Annotated in this window: 12 protein-coding genes; 1 reads left to right on the plus strand and 11 read right to left on the minus strand. The window is 56.6% G+C overall.

Going from position 1 to position 16536, the window contains the following annotated elements:
* From B9A13_RS14010 to B9A13_RS13435, 6 genes are all read right to left on the minus strand, one after another.
* A partial coding sequence (locus B9A13_RS14010) for a helix-turn-helix domain-containing protein (protein WP_143807035.1) occupies positions 1-213 on the minus strand: 213 nt, incomplete at its 3' end.
* 372 nt (positions 214-585) lie between these two features.
* Entirely contained in the window at positions 586-2109 is a 1524-nt protein-coding gene (gene pdxR, locus B9A13_RS13415) for a MocR-like pyridoxine biosynthesis transcription factor PdxR (protein ID WP_084235674.1), read from the minus strand.
* A gap of 37 nt (positions 2110-2146) precedes the next feature.
* Positions 2147-3409 (minus strand): competence/damage-inducible protein A, encoded by a 1263-nt coding sequence (locus B9A13_RS13420; RefSeq protein ID WP_084235675.1) that lies wholly within the window; start codon positions 3407-3409, stop codon positions 2147-2149.
* On the minus strand, positions 3406-4578 hold the full coding sequence (thiI, locus tag B9A13_RS13425) for a tRNA uracil 4-sulfurtransferase ThiI (protein WP_084235676.1): 1173 nt from the start codon (positions 4576-4578) through the stop codon (positions 3406-3408). The genes B9A13_RS13420 and thiI overlap by 4 nt, the downstream gene beginning before the upstream one ends.
* Positions 4579-4734: 156 nt before the next feature.
* Positions 4735-6252 carry a YifB family Mg chelatase-like AAA ATPase gene (locus tag B9A13_RS13430; protein ID WP_084235677.1) on the minus strand — a complete coding sequence of 506 codons (1518 nt, stop codon included), beginning with the start codon at positions 6250-6252 and terminating at the stop codon, positions 4735-4737.
* A gap of 27 nt (positions 6253-6279) precedes the next feature.
* On the minus strand, positions 6280-6915 hold the full coding sequence (locus B9A13_RS13435) for an HAD family hydrolase (RefSeq protein WP_084235690.1): 636 nt from the start codon (positions 6913-6915) through the stop codon (positions 6280-6282).
* 303 nt (positions 6916-7218) lie between these two features.
* Here B9A13_RS13435 and nifJ point away from each other — a divergent pair, with 303 nt between their 5' ends.
* Positions 7219-10767, plus strand: coding sequence for a pyruvate:ferredoxin (flavodoxin) oxidoreductase (nifJ, locus tag B9A13_RS13440; RefSeq protein ID WP_084235678.1), 3549 nt, complete (start codon positions 7219-7221; stop codon positions 10765-10767).
* 597 nt (positions 10768-11364) lie between these two features.
* On the opposite strand, the gene fabG is transcribed toward nifJ, so the two are convergent.
* The 5 genes from fabG to B9A13_RS13465 all read right to left on the minus strand — a co-directional run bounded on the left by fabG (position 11365) and on the right by B9A13_RS13465 (position 16437).
* On the minus strand, positions 11365-12099 hold the full coding sequence (fabG, locus tag B9A13_RS13445; RefSeq protein ID WP_084235679.1) for a 3-oxoacyl-ACP reductase FabG: 735 nt from the start codon (positions 12097-12099) through the stop codon (positions 11365-11367).
* A gap of 207 nt (positions 12100-12306) precedes the next feature.
* The gene (locus tag B9A13_RS13450) at positions 12307-12528 is read right to left on the minus strand and encodes a hypothetical protein (protein WP_143807036.1); all 222 of its coding nucleotides are present in this window, start codon (positions 12526-12528) and stop codon (positions 12307-12309) included.
* Positions 12525-13634, minus strand: a complete 1110-nt coding sequence (locus tag B9A13_RS13455; RefSeq protein ID WP_159448153.1) for a GerAB/ArcD/ProY family transporter — start codon at positions 13632-13634, stop codon at positions 12525-12527. The genes B9A13_RS13450 and B9A13_RS13455 overlap by 4 nt, the downstream gene beginning before the upstream one ends.
* A 5-nt stretch (positions 13635-13639) precedes the next feature.
* Positions 13640-14812 carry a Ger(x)C family spore germination protein gene (locus B9A13_RS13460; protein ID WP_084235682.1) on the minus strand — a complete coding sequence of 391 codons (1173 nt, stop codon included), beginning with the start codon at positions 14810-14812 and terminating at the stop codon, positions 13640-13642.
* Positions 14813-14823: 11 nt separating this feature from the next.
* Positions 14824-16437 (minus strand): spore germination protein, encoded by a 1614-nt coding sequence (locus tag B9A13_RS13465; RefSeq protein ID WP_084235683.1) that lies wholly within the window; start codon positions 16435-16437, stop codon positions 14824-14826.
* Between the last annotated feature and the right edge of the window lie 99 nt (positions 16438-16536).

A 16536-nucleotide genomic window follows, 5' to 3' on the forward strand; every position in this document is an offset into this window, starting at 1 on the left:
TGGCCGATGCTTTCTGGCTTGATACATCTTTTGTGCATTGACGGGCCGATAGAGCGGCGAATGTCTGTACCATGTGATGTTTCGCTTCAGTTCCCGGCTGACCGTGCCCGGACTTCGCCTTAGTGCCGCGGCCATACGGCGGATACTTTCTTTATTCCGCCACATCCGAAATAGCTTTTTCCGTTCTTCCGGTGTAAGATGGTGGTAGCTCATATGGGTCGCCGCCTTTCAGTAGTGGTCTTTTCAACTCCTACTGTATCCCTTTGGCCTCCCTTATGAGCTTTTTTATACTGTTGCACTTGCTATTTTAATCCGCCGCGAGGGGAAAAATGGTCCCCCGCCGGAGGCGCGCAATGCTTGTATCCTTATATTCCAGAATTTTAAAAAGTTTGATTATGGGAGGTTTGGACGGGAAAACCGCGTTTCCATCCGAACCTCTCGTAATATTTTTATCAAATTTTCTAATACGAAAAGAACGTACCCGCACGCAAGAAAAGGCTGCCTAAAAAGCCAATGGCATTTTGGGCAGCCCGTTTTTTCTATGTAAGGCCAATTTATCGAAAGGCCGGAGCAAACCTCCCTCTTTTACCTCAATACTTCGAATTCCCCGAACTTCCGCTCCCTTTGGGTCCGGTTCCGTTCTCCGGCTTGCAGGGTTTCCCGGATAGCGGCCTTCAGGCGGCGGATGCCTTCCCGGATCTCCTCCCGGGAGGGATAGGTGAAATTCAGGCGCATGTAGTTGCCGCCCTTTCCCCCCTGAAAAAAGGCGGTGCCCGACACATAGGCCACTCCCCGCTCCGCCGCCTTCACCATGAGGGTGGCATAGGGAATGTCGTCCGGCAGGCGGCACCAGAGATAAAAGCCTCCCTGGGGCTTGTTCCACTCCATCTCCCGGACCGGGTCGGTAATCAGCTCATCGATCATGATATCCCGCTTGATCCGGTATTCCGCAATGATCCGGCTTAAATGGGCGTCCAGGCCCCCGCTCCGGAGATACCGGTGGATGATCCACTGAGACAGGCTGTCGGCGTGAAGGTCGGTCATCTGCTTGACCTTGGTAAACTGCACCACCATGGGTTTGGGGGCATTGATCCACCCGATGCGCACGCCCGGAAATAAAAGCTTGGAAAAAGAGCTTAAGTAAATCACGTACCCGTTTTTATCCAGCTCCTTGAGCAGCGGCACGCGGCTCCCCTCGAAGCGCAGGTCCGAATAGGGGTCGTCCTCGAGGATAAAGGTGTTGCGGCGGTAAGCCAGCTCCAGCAGCCGTTTTCTCCGTTCCAGGTCCATGGTGGTCCCGGAGGGGTTCTGGAAGGTGGGGACCGTGAAAATAAATTTGGGCCGGTACCGGGTCAGAGCCTGCTCCAGAAGATCGACACGCATCCCCCGGGCGTCCACGGGGATGCCGATGATCCGAGCCCCCGCCGCCCGGAAAATCTGCAAGGCGCTGAAAAAAGTGGGCTCCTCCACGAAAACTACGTCTCCCGGGTCCAGAAACGCCCGGGCGGCGATATCGATCCCCTGCTGGGAGCCGGAAAGCACGAGAATTTCCTCGGGACCGGCCTCCACTCCCCGGGCACACATGAGCTCCGATATGGATTCCCGGAGGCAGGGCATGCCCTCCGCCGGGGTGTGATTGAGGGCAAAGCGGCAGGCGGGACTTACAATCTCCTCCTCAATCCCCCTGAGGGCCTCCACAGGGTCGGTCTCCATACCGGAGATCCCGGCGGCAAAGGAGATGATATCCCTGCGGTTTGCAAGCTCCAGGATGTCCCGGAGCAAAGATTCGTTGGACCTCTCGGCCGTATGGCTCAAAAACTGGCTCCAGGCGGGAGGATCGGAGTATTTTTCCTTATCCTGCTCCCCGGTGAGATGGGAGAGCACCACCGTCCCCTTTCCCACCCGGGAATCCACCAGCCCGTCCGCCTTGAGCTCGCTGTAGGCGTTCACCACGGTGCTCCGGTTGATCCCCAGGCTCTGAGCCAGGGTCCGCTCCGGAGGGAGGGGCTGCCCGGCCCGGAGAGTCCCATCCAGGATCATGGAGGCGATCTGGTTCCGAATCTGCAGATACACGGGAACCTTCAGGTCCCTGTCGACCTTGATTTGCATGAAATCCCCCTCCTGCGTCCCGGGTCGGGCGGCATTCTTATTCCGGGAGAATTTCAACCCCGGTGAGATACCTGCGGATCATATCCAGAGCGTGGTTGGCGGACATGATCCGGATCCGGGAGCGATCCGCCCCCAGATGCAGGGCTCGACACCAATGCCTGCCCCCGGCGGAAAGGGCGACGAAGACCGTACCCACGGGATTGTCCCGCTCGTCCTTGGCAGGTCCCGCGACGCCGGTGATGGCGACGGCAAGGTCGGCTCCCATCATTCTTCTGACGCTGGCCGCCATGGCGATGGCAACAGGGCGGGACACGGCGCCATGTTCCTCCAGGATCGTTTTAGGAACGCCCAGCACCTGATTTTTGATCTCGCTGGCATAGGCCACCACACTTCCCTTGAAGACCGCGGAGGAGCCGGGAATATCCGTAAGGCGTTTTGCCAGGAGGCCCCCGGTGCAGGATTCCGCGGTGGCCACGGTCATCTGCTGTTCCTTGAGAAGGTCAAAAACCGTATTTTCCAGGGTGTCCACGTCGATGCCGTAGATCCGGTCCCCGATGATGTCCCGCACTCTTGCGATGACGGGTTCCATCATGGCGACGGCCAGCTCCTCGTTATCCGCCTTGGCGGTGACCCGGAGCATGACCTCCCCTTCCTTGGCGTAGGGCGCCAGGGTGGGATTGGACATGGACACCATCATGTCCCGGAGCTTGTCCTCCACGGCGGACTCCCCGATGCCGAAGATCCGAATGGCGCGGGAAACGATGGCCTCGGAGGAGAGTCTTCTCAGATACGGAATGGCGCAGTTAATAAACATGGAACGGCACTCCATGGGGGGACCCGGCAGCATCAGGACGTGCTTCCCGCCTGACTCGAAAGCGCAGCCCGGAGCGGTGCCCCAGGCGTTTTCAAAGATTTCGCAGCCCTCGGGGAGCATGGCCTGCTGGAGATTGTTCTCCGTCATATTGTTCGTTCGGATGCTGTTTTTGAAATAGCTCCGGATCCGCTCGGCGGTGGGTTCGTGAAAAATGAGCTTTTTCCCGAAGGCCTCCGCGAGCACCTGCTTTGTGAGGTCGTCGCAGGTGGGACCCAGCCCGCCCGTGGTTATGATGATGTCCGCCCGACTGCGCGCAATGTCCACCGCGCTCTTCAGGCGGGGCGGATTATCCCCCACCACAGTGTGAAAATACACATTGATGCCCAGGGCGCTCAGGCCTTCCGAGATCATCTGTGCATCGGTGTTGGCGATGTTCCCCAGCAGAAGCTCGGTACCCACGCCCAGGATTTCCGCCGTATAGCTCATGGCTTTACCACTACCCTTTCTATCAGTTCCACCGCTTCCCGCACCAGGTCCTCTACGGGGAGGACGCTCTCGGCCTCCTCCACTTCGAAGAGCACGGGCCTGGTCTGCGGGTGACGCGGCGTAAATACAGTGCAGCAGTCCTCATAGGGGAGAATGGAGGTCTCGAAAGTCCCGATCCTGCGGGCGACGGACACGATCTCCTCCTTGTCCATACCCACCACCGGCCGGAGAATCGGGAGGGAGCAGACCGCCCCGGTGACCGCGATGGCCGCCATGGTCTGGCTGGCCACCTGGCCCAGGCTTTCTCCGGTCACAATCGCTCCAGCACCGTTTTCCTCCGCCACCTTCTGGGCGATGCGCATCATGAAGCGGCGCATCTCCAGGGTGAAGAGGTCCTCCGGGCAATTTTTCCGGATCTCCTCCTGAATTTTCGTAAAGGGAACGACGTGAACGGTCATGCGGCCACAGTACCGAGTCAGCTTTTGTGCCAGGGTGAGGACCTTTTCCTTGGCCTGGGGCGAGGTGTAGGGATAGCTGAAAAAGTGAAGAGGCACCAGCTCCACGCCCCGCTTGGCGATCATAAAGGAAGCCACGGGGCTGTCGATCCCGCCGGACAGGAGGGTCACGGCGGAGCCGTTAACCCCCACGGGAAGTCCGCCGGCACCCGGTTCCGCCCCGGCGTGGACATAGGCCGCGTAGTCCCGCACCTCGACGTTTACCAGCAGCTCCGGGTTTTTCACGTCCACGGCCAGGTTGGGATGGGCCTCGTGAAGACGCCCTCCCACGTATTGGGAGAGCTGGATGGAAGTCATGGGAAAGCTCTTGTCCGCCCGCTTGGACTCCACCTTGAAGGTGCGGGCCCGGTTCAGCTCCCCCTCCAGGCATCGCAGAGCCGTTTCCGCAATGGCGGAGGCCGTCTTTTCGCAGGGGAAGGCGCGGGAGACGCCCACCACGCCGAAAACCGCTTTCATGGACTCATACGCCTCGTCCAGCCTTGCCTCCCCATCCTGAGGTTCCACATAGACGGTGGACTGACGGGAATAGACCTTGAATTTCCCCAGGGGACGAAGGCGGCGGTGTATGTTCCCCAGGAGCCTGCTCTCGAAGTTTTTCCGGTTTAACCCCTTGAGCACCAGCTCTCCCAGCTTCAGCAAAATGATCTCGTTCAATCCGATATACCCTCACTATTCCATATCTTATGTCTTCCGGCGCGGCAAAATCCCCGCGGTATGATATTGCGCCGCCGTCTCAATACTATTTGCCGTTTTTCTTCTCCCGATACATGGAAGCCGGGAAAACGCCCTGCCAAACACGGCGTTTCGGGCTCAGGCGGAGGGGATTTCCAGGGTTCTGTACTGGATCGCCTCCGCCAGATGGGCCGCGGCAATCTTCTCCGCGCCGTCCAGGTCCGCTATGGTGCGGGCGACCCGGAGAATCCGGTCGTAGGACCGGGCGGTGAGGCCCAGGCGGTCAAAGGCCAGGCGCATGAGCTCCTCGCATTCGGCGTCCAGCGCACAGTATGTCCCGATGAGATCCGGCGCCATGCGGGCGTTGCAGTCGATCTCCCGGCCCTCGTAGCGCTTTTGCTGGATCTCCCTGGCCGCGTTGACCCGTTCCCGCACGGAGGCGGAGGATTCGGCGTGAGGACGGCTTTTCAGTTCCTCAAAGTCCAAAGAGGGGACCTCCACGTGAAGATCGATCCGGTCCAGCAGGGGACCGGAAATGCGTCCCATGTAGTTTTCCACGGATTTCCGGGAGCAGGTGCACCGGCCGGAAGGATGCCCGTACCAGCCGCAGCGGCAGGGATTCATAGCGCACACCAGCATGAAGCGGCTGGGATAGCTGATGGTCCCGGAGGCGCGGGAGATGTTCACCGTCCCGTCCTCGATGGGCTGGCGGAGCACCTCGATGGCGTCCTTGGCAAACTCGGGCAGTTCGTCTAAAAACAAAACGCCGTTGTGAGCAAGGGAAATCTCCCCGGGGCGGGGAACGGTGCCTCCTCCCGAGAGGCCCACGGCGGAAATAGTATGGTGAGGACTCCGGAAGGGACGCGCATCCAGGAGAGGGCGCTCCTTGGAGGTCATGCCCAGGATGGAGTGAATCTCTGTTGCCTCCAGGGCCTCCCGCCGGCTCATGTCCGGCAGGATGGAGGGCAGGCGCCGGGCCAGCATGCTCTTTCCCGAGCCCGGAGGGCCGATGAGAAGGATGTTGTGGCTTCCGGCGGCGGCGATTTCCAGGGCGCGCTTGACGTTTTCCTGGCCCTTGACGTCCTTGAAATCCAGAAGGGTCTTCGGGGGAGCAGAGGGCTCCCAAGGGGGGGCCGGAGAAATGAGGGCCTTCCCGGTGAGATGATCCGCAAGTTCCTCCACCGTATGTACCGGATAGACCTCCACGTCTCCCGCCAGCGTCGCCTCCGGGGCGTTGTCCGCGGGGAGAAAGAGCTTGCGGATCCCCAGGCGGGAGGCGGCCAGAGCCATGGGGAGAATCCCCGGGACCGGGCGCAGTGCCCCCGCCAGTGAAAGCTCTCCCAAAAAGCAGGCGTCCGGCGGAAGCTCGCGGATGCACTCCCCCGCGGAAAGAATCCCGATGAGAATGGGGAGGTCGTAAAGGGTCCCCTCCTTGCGCTGGCCGGCGGGGGCGAGGTTCACCGTGATGCGGCTGACGGGAAATTTAAACCCGCAGTTCTTGACCGCGGCCCGCACCCGCTCCCTTGCCTCCTTCACCGCCGCGTCGGGAAGACCCACGATGTCGAAGGCGGGCAGGCCCGAGGACAGGTAGCACTCCACGGAAACCTCATACCCCGAAATCCCGTGCAGGCCTAGGGATCGTATTTTCGAAATCATGGACGCGCTCCTTTCCCGGGATTTCCTCTACCGGATGTTTTCCCACTCCATTCGGAGCAAATCCGGCAGCTTATCAATGGCGTAGTCGTATTCGCCGACCCGGCCAAAGCCGTATTTCGCATAGACGAAAGGGATCCCGGCCAGGCGGGCGGATTCGGCGTCTCCCTCGGTGTCACCCACGTAGACCGCTCTCGTAATACGGTTTCTCGCCATGACGAGTTTGTTGTTCTCGCCCTTGGACAAATTCGTGGCTCCCGCAGATTCAAAATCCGAAAAGTACCGCTCCATACGGTGGGCTTTTAAAAAGCTCTGAATGTATCCATCTCCGCAGTTGCTCACGATAAAGAGTTTAAAGTTCTCGGAAAGCCGCGCCAAGGTTTCTTCCAGGCCGGGATACGTCTTTCCCCCATGCTTCTCCAGGAAACGGTTCTGCAAAGCGCAGCACTCATCCATAAGGGATCTCCGGCGAGCTTTCTCCAAATCCGGAAAGAGCTCGTCCCCGATCGCGTCAAGGGGAAGCCCCATGCAACCGTACAGATCTTCCGGGACAATGCGCCTTTTTATATCCGGGTATCGGGACAAAACGAGGGACCACGTCTCGCTGATGGCCTCCGTCGCATCCCACAGGGTGCCATCCAGGTCAAAAAGAATTCCTTCCGTCATCACCGCACATATCCGCTCCAAATGATAATTTATCCGGCATTTCCAGCTCCCGGAACCCATGCCGGACAACATCTCTATCATAGTATATTTCTTTTGGAAATACAATCATATCGGAGAAAGAAGGCGCCTAGGATGCCAAAGCGGGGCAAGACTTGTATAAATAGATAAAAATGCGCCCCTGCGGTCCGCATCCTTTAGTAAATACCAAGGTTTTTTAATTTTTGCAGCTTTACATTTACAAAGTTGCAATCAGGTGATAAAATGAGCGTAACAAGAAATATAATTCAAGGGGGAATTGTATTCATGAGCCGGAAAATCAAGACCATGGACGGAAATACCGCTGCCGCCCACGTATCCTATGCCTTTACGGAAGTGGCCGCGATCTATCCGATCACGCCTTCATCGGTGATGGCGGAGCTGACCGACGTATGGTCGGCCAATGGAATCAAGAACATCTTCGGACAGCCTGTGCGCGTCATGGAAATGCAGTCGGAGGCGGGCGCGGCGGGCGCGGTACACGGTTCGCTCACCGCAGGCGCTTTCACCACCACGTACACGGCCTCCCAGGGGCTTCTTCTGATGATCCCCAACATGTATAAAATTGCAGGAGGCCTGCTCCCGGGCGTCATCCATGTGGCGGCCCGCGCAATCGCCACCCACGCGCTTTCCATCTTCGGCGATCATTCCGACATCATGGCGGCCCGCTCCACCGGATATGCCATCCTGGGTTCCAGCAATCCACAGGAGGTCATGGACCTTGGCGCGGTTGCCCATCTGGCCACCGTAAAGGGCAGTGTTCCCTTTATTCATTTCTTCGACGGTTTCCGCACCTCCCACGAGATGCAGAAGGTGGAAGCCTGGGATTACGACACTCTGGCCGGTATGATCGATATGGACGCCGTCAAGGCCTATCGGGCACGGGCTCTCAATCCCCAGCATCCGGTCCTCCGGGGCTCGGCGCAGAATCCGGACGTCTTCTTCCAGTTCCGGGAGGCTTCCAATCCCTATTACGACAAAATCCCCGAAATCGTCGAGGGCTGCATGAAGCAGGTCAACGATGAAATCGGCACCGATTACAAGCTGTTCAATTATTACGGCGCGCCCGACGCGGAACACGTGATGATAGCGATGGGCTCCCTGTGCGACACAGCGGAGGAGACCATCGATTATCTGATGTCCAAGGGAGAAAAAGTGGGACTCGTCAAGGTCCGCCTGTATCGTCCCTTCGCGGTGGACCGTTTCATCGCCGCGCTTCCCAAGACCACGAAGACCATCACGGTGATGGATCGGTGCAAGGATCCCGCCGGCATCGGCGAGCCCCTGTACCTGGATATCCTCTCCGCCGTGGCGGGAACCCCCTTTGCAGGGTGCAGGATTCTGGGCGGACGGTACGGCCTGGGTTCCAAGGACACGACTCCCGGCGCCGTCGTCGCGGCTTTCCGCAACAGCCAGTCGGCTTCCCCCATCAACTCCTTCAGCGTAAACATTGAGGACGATCTCACCCACCGTTCGCTTCCCATTACGGAAGAGCCGGACACCTCCCCCAAGGGGACCGTTTCCTGCAAGTTCTGGGGCCTTGGCTCCGACGGAACCGTGGGCGCCAACAAGAACTCCATCAAGATCATCGGCGACCACACCGACAAGAAGGTGCAGGCCTACTTCCAGTACGACTCCAAAAAGTCCGGCGGCGTTACGATTTCACACATCCGTTTCGGCGACAAACCCATCAAGTCGTCCTACTATGTGTCCCAGGCCAATTTTATCGCCTGCCACAACGCCTCCTATATGGAGAAATACGATATCGTCCAGGATCTGAAGCCCGGCGGAGTATTCCTGCTCAACTGCCCCTGGGACGTGAAGGAGCTGGGCGAACATCTCCCCGCCGCGGCCAAGCGGTATCTTGCAGGCAACAACATCCGGTTCTATACGGTGGACGGCGTCCGACTTGCCAAGGAACTGGGACTTGCGGGTAAAGTCAACGTCATCCTCCAGGCCGCTTTCTTCAAGCTGGCAGACATCATTCCCATTGACGACGCGGTCCGCTATATGAAGGACGCCATCAAAACCTCTTACGGCCGCAAGGGCGCCCAGGTGGTGGCCATGAACGAGAAGGCCGTGGACGCAGGCCTTGACAACATCGTGAAGGTCGATATACCGGCCGAGTGGAAGAACGCCGCGGATACGGCCGCAAAGCCCGTGGTGGATACCGACAGGGCCGACCTTAAGGAATTTGTGGAAACCGTACTCCTCCCGGTGAGCGCTCAGCGGGGCGACAAGCTTCCCGTCTCCGTCTTTGCCGGAAGAGCCGACGGAACTCTTCCCCAGGGCGCGGCCGCATTTGAAAAGCGCGGCATCGCGGTGGATGTGCCCGAGTGGATCCCCGAAAACTGCATCCAGTGCAACCAGTGCGCCTATGTCTGCCCCCATGCCGTCATCCGTCCCTTCGCAATGACCGCCGACGAGCTGAAGGCCGCACCCGAGGGAACCAAGGCAGTCAAGATGAACGGCAAGGGCTGCGAAAACTACACCTTCTCGATGCTCATCTCTCCGCTGGACTGCACAGGCTGCGGTTCCTGCGTCAATGTCTGCCCGGCGAAAAACAAGGCTCTGGTGATGAAGCCCCTGGAGTCCCAGATGCCCACTCAGGAACAGTTCAACTACGCCGTCAAGAATGTGGAGCCCAAGGAGCTTCCCTTTACGGCGGACACCGTCAAGGGTTCCCAGTTCAAGCAGCCTCTCTTCGAGTTCTCCGGCGCCTGCGCCGGCTGCGGCGAAACCCCCTATATCAAGCTCGTGACACAGCTCTTCGGCGACCGGATGTATGTCGCCAACGCCACGGGCTGCACCTCCATCTACAGCGGCTCGGCCCCTTCCACTCCCTACACTGTCAACCGGGAAGGCCGCGGCCCCGCCTGGGAAAACTCTCTGTTTGAAGACAACGCCGAATTCGGTTTCGGCATCCATCTGGGCACCGTCCAGAGACGCAAAAAGGCCATCGAAACCGTAGAGAAAATCGCCGAGGCCGCCGGCACGCCCGCCGCTCTGGCGGCAGCCGCAAAGGCCTGGGTGGCAGCAAAGGACGACGCGGAGGCTTCCAAGAATGCAGCCAAACCGCTCACCGCGGAGCTGGAGAAGGCAATGGCTGCCCCCGGTGCCTCCGCGGAGTATAAAGCCGCCTATGAAATGCGTGATCTGTTCGTCAAGCCGTCCTTCTGGGCTTTCGGCGGAGACGGCTGGGCCTACGACATCGGGTACGGCGGACTGGACCACGTGATTGCCAGCGGAGAAAACATCAACATCCTGGTTCTGGACACCGAGGTGTATTCCAACACCGGCGGCCAGGCCTCCAAGTCCTCCCAAACCGGTCAGGTGGCGCAGTTTGCCGCCGCTGGCAAGGTGACAAAGAAAAAGGATCTGGCCCAGATCGCCATGGCCTACGGCTATGTTTACGTAGCTCAGGTGGCCATGGGCGCCAACTATCAGCAGGCGCTGAAAGCCATCGCCGAGGCGGAAGCATACGACGGCCCGTCCCTCATCATCTGCTATGCTCCCTGCATCAACCACGGCATCCGAGTCGGCATGGGGCACGCCATGGAAGAAATGAAGGACGCGGTGGAATCCGGCTACGTGCATCTGTTCCGCTATGACCCGAGGCTCTCCGCCGATGGAAAAAATCCCTTCCAGCTGGACAGCAAAGCACCGACCATGAATTACCGCGACTTCATCATGAGGGAAGTCCGCTACAGTTCTCTGGAGCTCTCGTTCCCGGATCGCGCAAAGAAGCTTTTCGCGGTCGCAGAAGAAAACGCAAAGCAAAAATACGCGGCTCTGGCAAAACGGGCACAGGGCTAATCTCCAAAATTAGTTTAAAAGCCGCCTTGAATGCCGTTGGCATCCAAGGCGGCTTTTTCTTTTCCCATGTAAAGGGCAAGGGGGTATATTTCTCGTCAAACGTGCATTCTTTTCGGAACTCAATAATATTTTTTCGAAAGATTTGGACGGGAGCTGCGCGCTCCCCGCTGGGGGTAACTTTTTGTTTCTGCAAAAAGTCACCAAAAACAGACCAGGAGGCTCCGGCCTCCTGGATCTTCATGGGGAGGGTGCTCCGGCAGGCGCTCTTCATAAGTAATTGATTATTGATAGTTTCGAGCGCACGGACAGCTCTATGGCAAGTGGCCTGTTTTCGGCCCGCGATCGGGACTCTCCGTATCTTAGCCTGTGGGGGTTTATTTGGTCTGCGAAATTATACCTTGTGCGGCGTTTGAGAGGATTTTTTAATCTGCAGTCGGGGCGCTTCGTGCCTTGAGCTGTGGGGCTCAAGGGATCTGTAAAAAGAAAATTTGCAATTTTATCTCCCTTAAACCGGGTTTATAAGTAAAATAATAAGGGACTGTTTCCATACAGACGGCACGGAAACAGTCCCTTTGATTGCCAACACCCGCTGAGAAATCAGTTAAACAGGCCGCCGGCAATGACCAGGCAGCTTCCGCCCATGAAGCTGCAGTCGTCCGAGCTCAGGAAGGAGATCACGGAAGCCACCTCGGAGGGTTCTCCCACCCGGCGGGCGGGAATGGATTTGATGCCGGCCTCCAGCATCTCCTTGGGAACGGTCTTGATGATATCCGTGTTAATCCAGCCGGGGGCGACGGCATTCACATTGATGTTATACCGGAAAAGCTCTTTACCAAGAGTCCTGGTGAGCCCGATGATGCCCGCCTTGGCCGCGGAATAGTTGGCCTGACCGGGATTTCCGAAGGCGGAAACGGAGGACACATTGACGATTTTGCCGTAGTTCTGGGCTCTCATGCCGTCCACCACCTGCTTGCAGCAGAAGAATACGCCGTCCAGATCCGCGCTCATGACCCGTCTCCACTGCTCTTCGGACATCTTGTGAAGCATGCTGTCCCGGGTGAGGCCCGCATTGTTGACCAGGATATCCACCCTGCCCATCTTTTCATAAACGGTTTTGAAGGCCGCGGCAACATTGGCGCTGTCGCCCACATCGCATTTCACTGCAAAAACTTTTTCGCCCAGAGCCGCGGCGGTCTTTTCGGCCAGCTCAATATCATAGTCGAGAATTGCCACGCCGGCGGCTCCGTCTTCCAGAAAGCGCTGCACAATCGCCTCTCCGATTCCCTTACCTCCGCCGGTGACCACCGCATATTTTCCGTCCAGTTTACCCATGCTGATTTCCTCCTATATCATTTCATGACATGCTCCGTCTACTTTCCGTTCATTAAGCCGCAGGCTTATAAAGAACAGCCGGATCTGTGTCCTTGCTATATTATCATAGAATATTCCGGTTTAAATTACAATCCGAAAATGTAAAATAACGGACGGGCGGGGACAAAAAAAGCGCGTCTTCGGCCTGCGTTTTCCGCCGGCGGCGCGCTATCCGGTATAACCGATATGAAGAACATCTTTGATAAAATACATTATCAGCCGGATAGGGCTGGGCGGGGGAGCCCCAAGTGTCAGCGATGATGCATAAAAAAGCGCAAGGCCATAGAGAGCCGAAAAGGCGATCAGTTCCCGCCACCGCTTTTCCCGGATCAGTGTCGGGACTTCACTGAGCGCAATAACCGCAAAAACCGCGAGGAGCAGAATCATCACTTCAGACCCGCCTCCCCTTCCTCCGGGATCATGCTGCGGATCAGCGCTGCAATCAGCGTGAAAAAGGGCAGTATGATCTCGAAAAAGGCAGAGTAAAACGGCGCGATATTGGAACCCCAAAAGCCGGATTCCGCGGCACTGATAAAGGGAGCCATCGAAATACAGATAACCAGCACCGCTATGGGGATCACCAAAGAGCGGTAGGATTTAATATGAAACGTCTGTGCTACGGCCAGTACGGCAGCGAAAAGCAGGACTGAAACCTTAAAGAAAATCAGAATATTCACCGCAACTTCATAAAAAAACTCCATCCTGGTAATAACATTTCCGATATTGATGAGACGCGTAACCTGAAAAGACGGCGCGGTAACATGGGTATAAACGGGCCCCAGAACGGAAATATCCCGCAAAACAACCACCAGAAGGTGGATGGCCCCCAGAGTCATCCCGATATAAAGGGACCTGCCTATCTTTTCCTGGTCCTTCACATAAGGGAATACCATGGTAAAAGCAAGAATCTCGCAGAAGGGAATTATAGTGACGATATGAATACTCTGGACATACTTCATAACGGGCATGGCAAATACGGGCATCAAATTGTCGAAGGACATGTCTTTAAAAAGAAGGATACAGAACAATCCTACAACGGAAAATCCCATAATCAGAAACAGCTGGCCGTATCTCATAATCGTCTCCACGCCCCGGCGCACGGCCCAGGCGCAGACAAATATGAACATCAGCAAAATCGCCATTTTAGGGGTCTCCGGCATGATAAAGTTATTGACGAAAAAACCAACGTCGCTTGTATTCAGAATTGCCAGGGAAAAAAAGAACCAGATATAGAAGCAGGACAATATCTTTCCCAGGACCGGCCCGAATACGGCTTCGCTGATCTGAACGATGCTTTTCCCAGGATACAGTTTCGCAAGCTTCACATACATCCTGACGAGCAACATGCTCAACCCGTACGAGGCAATTACCGCGATCCAGGCCTCATTCCCAGCGACATCCGCTATAAAGCTGGTCAGCAGCGTCGAACTCTGGATAAAACATCCGACGGAAAACATCAGCTGTGCCGAGAGAATCTGCTCTTTCCCGTTGTTCATCTCCATTACTCCTTGGAAGGATAATTCGGCTGGTCGATCCTGCCGATGGAATTGATTTTCGTTTCGACCTCGATTTCCACGTCTAGCGCCTTGAATATTTCATTCCACTCGGCTTCCATCGATTCCCACTGGTGCGGATATTTCCGATGCAAGGCTTCTCCAAATCCAAAAATATCCGCGTTCAGCGTGCGGGTTTTTTCCAGCACCATCTCGATTTCTTTCCTGATTTCCTGGGCCTGCGCCTCTTCCATCCGCTGGATGTTTTCCATCGTAAGCAGGTTCACCGAACCGGTCTGACTGCCAAAATCGCTCTCCTCCGTGATTTTCAGCTTGATTTTTACGGAGCCGTCCGCTCCGATTTCCGGAGTTATTTTGCAGTTGGAACGAATGATCTCCAGTTCGGCTGTCACTCCCTGAACCGCGATTTCAATAATACCGCTTCCGATGTCGTCCGTGACCCAAAGCAGCCCTCTCGTTTCTTTTTCGTTGAGCTCGCCCACCATCTTATCCGTCTTGAACACGGCGCTTCCGGAAACAATCAGGACTTTTCTCCCTGCCGAATCCCCGATTTCAACCGTCGGTATGACAAAGGCGGCCGTTTTGCTTACAAGGCTGAAAGTCACTTCGTAAAAAAAAGTATCCGGGGTATGGGAGGTGTTTTTCTGCGCTTCCATCAGCTGCGCGATTTCCATGGCCGGTACCTCTCCCAGTTCCGGCTTCAGATTCAGAACATCCTTGGCTGAACCCTTGGCAACCAGCATATAAACGTTCATTCTGGCTTCATGGTTGCGGGAGAGCATGTCCAGGGTGTTCCGAATCCCGCTCCTCGCCAGGTTCTCACCAATGACAATAATCTGATTGTGTGTAAAATATAGCTTCCGGCTGGAGACATGGGTGAATTCCCGGATAATGTCAAAGGAGCCGGTGCCGATTTCCGTAAAATTGATAAACGCTTCCTCCTGGGACGAGCCTCCGCCGTTTTTACCCCCCTTGATCCCCTTGGTTTTTACAACCTGTGCGGTAATTTCCACTTCCTCCAGATCGTTTGCCTGGTCGAACCCTATTCCCATCACAATCGCCAGGGTATTGAGCTCCCGACTATTCCAGCAGCCTGTGAGTCCCACGAGGATCAGCGCCGCCACGGCTACGCCTGTTATTCTTCTGAATCTGTTTTTCATCGTTTCGCACTCTATTCTCCCTGCTCGTTTTTTGTTCCGTCCGCAGGAGGGACAAAGAAGTCCAGCCGTTTTCTGTCCCGCCTTGCCATTTTTTCCGGCCGCGTCGCCAGCATCCAGAGCGGCGAACGGATCACCGCATCCTTCATATCCGCCGACCGATACGGAGCAAAGGGGGCAAAATACGGGAATCCGAAGGATTTAAGAGAACCCAGATGAATCAGCACTCCTATAAACCCTATCGTAATGCCGTATCCTCCCATAAACCCGGCAAGGAACAGGAAAATCAGCCGCAGAATCGCCGCGGTATTGGCCAGATTGGGCGTCAGAAAAACCGAAACCGCCGTTATAGCAATCACAATTACCATGGGCGCCCCGATGAGCCCCGCGGACACCGCCGCATCTCCGATGACCAGAGCTCCCACGATGCTCAGGGCCTGGCCCACCGGGCGGGGCAGGCGGACACCGGCTTCCCGCAGGATTTCAAAGGTTATCAGCATGATGAGGGCTTCCTCCACGGCGGGAAAGGGGATCCCCTCCCGGGCCGCCGCCATGGTGAACAGCAGGTCGGTGGGAAGCAGTTCCTGATGAAAGGTGGTGATTGCCACATACAAAGCCGGAGCAAAAATGGTTATGATATAGCTGATATATCGGAGAACTCTCACGAGAGACATATAGTAAGAACGGAAATAATAGTCTTCCGCCGACTGGAAGCCCTCGATGAAAAGCAGCGGAGCCGTCAGGGCAAAGGGAGACCCGTCCACCAAAATCGCGGCTCTTCCCTCCAAAATCTTTGCCGCCGCCACATCCGGCTTTTCCGTGTATCCCAGGGTGGGAAAAATCGAAAAGGGCGCGTCTTCGATATATTCCTCAAGGCATCCCGAATCCAATACGGCATCCGTGCGGACTGCCTTCAACCGATCCCGGATGCTGGAGATCAGTTCCTCGTTGGCCACACCGCGGATATAGGCAAAGCAAACAGCGGTTCTGGTTTTTTCTCCGATGGTCATGCTCTCTATAGTTAATGCCGGATTCTTGATCTTTCGGCGCAGCAGGGATGTATTGGTCCGGATGCTTTCCGTAAAGCCCTCCCGGGGGCCGCGGATCACGGCCTCGCTGAGAGGCTCGGTGACGCTTCTTTTTTCGAATCCCTTGCTGGTGAGCATCAGGGCTTCCCGGGACTCATCCGCAAGCAGAGCCGTGTCTCCTGAGAGGATCCCCTGGAGCAGAGAATCCAGGGTCTGCAGGGTATTCACTTCCGCGATGGAAAGCAGTTTTTCTTTAAGGTCGGCTAAAGTGCATTTTCCATGCCTGCAGGCATCATTTTTCAATCCGGTACCAAACATCAGCGGCTTAATGGCGCTCTCGTTGAGTATTTTTGCGTTCGCCATACCGTCCACGTAGACCAGGGCAACGGGCATGCCGCGTCCGCTGCCGCAGGAAAATTCGCGCACCACAAGGTCGGCGCTGTTGCCCATTTCTTCCCGAATACGCGCTATATTTTCCTTCAGGTTACCGCTCAGGTTCTCCTCCTGAACGGGCGGGCGTTCCCCGATCACTTCATCATTGGCGACGAGCTGCCGCTTTACCATCCAATATGTGATTTTTTTCAGATTCTCCCTGAACATAATGACACCCCGGATTTTTAATCTCGATTCATAGTATTGCACGTTTTTCCGAATTTACTATTGCCGCGCGCCGAGGGGCTTTTTACCGGGCCGGCTTGT

Source organism: Papillibacter cinnamivorans DSM 12816 (genome assembly GCF_900176335.1).
Classification (GTDB): Bacteria; Bacillota; Clostridia; order Oscillospirales; family Oscillospiraceae; genus Papillibacter; species Papillibacter cinnamivorans.

Bases quoted from the DNA above. Each gene is read 5' to 3' on its own strand.
- fabG (WP_084235679.1), bottom strand. From the start codon at position 12,099: ATGGGTAAACTGGACGGAAAATATGCGGTGGTCACCGGCGGAGGTAAG.
- B9A13_RS13420 (WP_084235675.1), bottom strand. From the start codon at position 3,409: ATGAGCTATACGGCGGAAATCCTGGGCGTGGGTACCGAGCTTCTGCTG.
- nifJ (WP_084235678.1), top strand. From the start codon at position 7,219: ATGAGCCGGAAAATCAAGACCATGGACGGAAATACCGCTGCCGCCCAC.
- pdxR (WP_084235674.1), bottom strand. From the start codon at position 2,109: ATGCAAATCAAGGTCGACAGGGACCTGAAGGTTCCCGTGTATCTGCAG.
- B9A13_RS13430 (WP_084235677.1), bottom strand. From the start codon at position 6,252: ATGATTTCGAAAATACGATCCCTAGGCCTGCACGGGATTTCGGGGTAT.
- B9A13_RS13460 (WP_084235682.1), bottom strand. From the start codon at position 14,812: ATGAAAAACAGATTCAGAAGAATAACAGGCGTAGCCGTGGCGGCGCTG.
- B9A13_RS13435 (WP_084235690.1), bottom strand. From the start codon at position 6,915: ATGACGGAAGGAATTCTTTTTGACCTGGATGGCACCCTGTGGGATGCG.
- B9A13_RS13455 (WP_159448153.1), bottom strand. From the start codon at position 13,634: ATGAACAACGGGAAAGAGCAGATTCTCTCGGCACAGCTGATGTTTTCC.
- B9A13_RS13465 (WP_084235683.1), bottom strand. From the start codon at position 16,437: ATGTTCAGGGAGAATCTGAAAAAAATCACATATTGGATGGTAAAGCGG.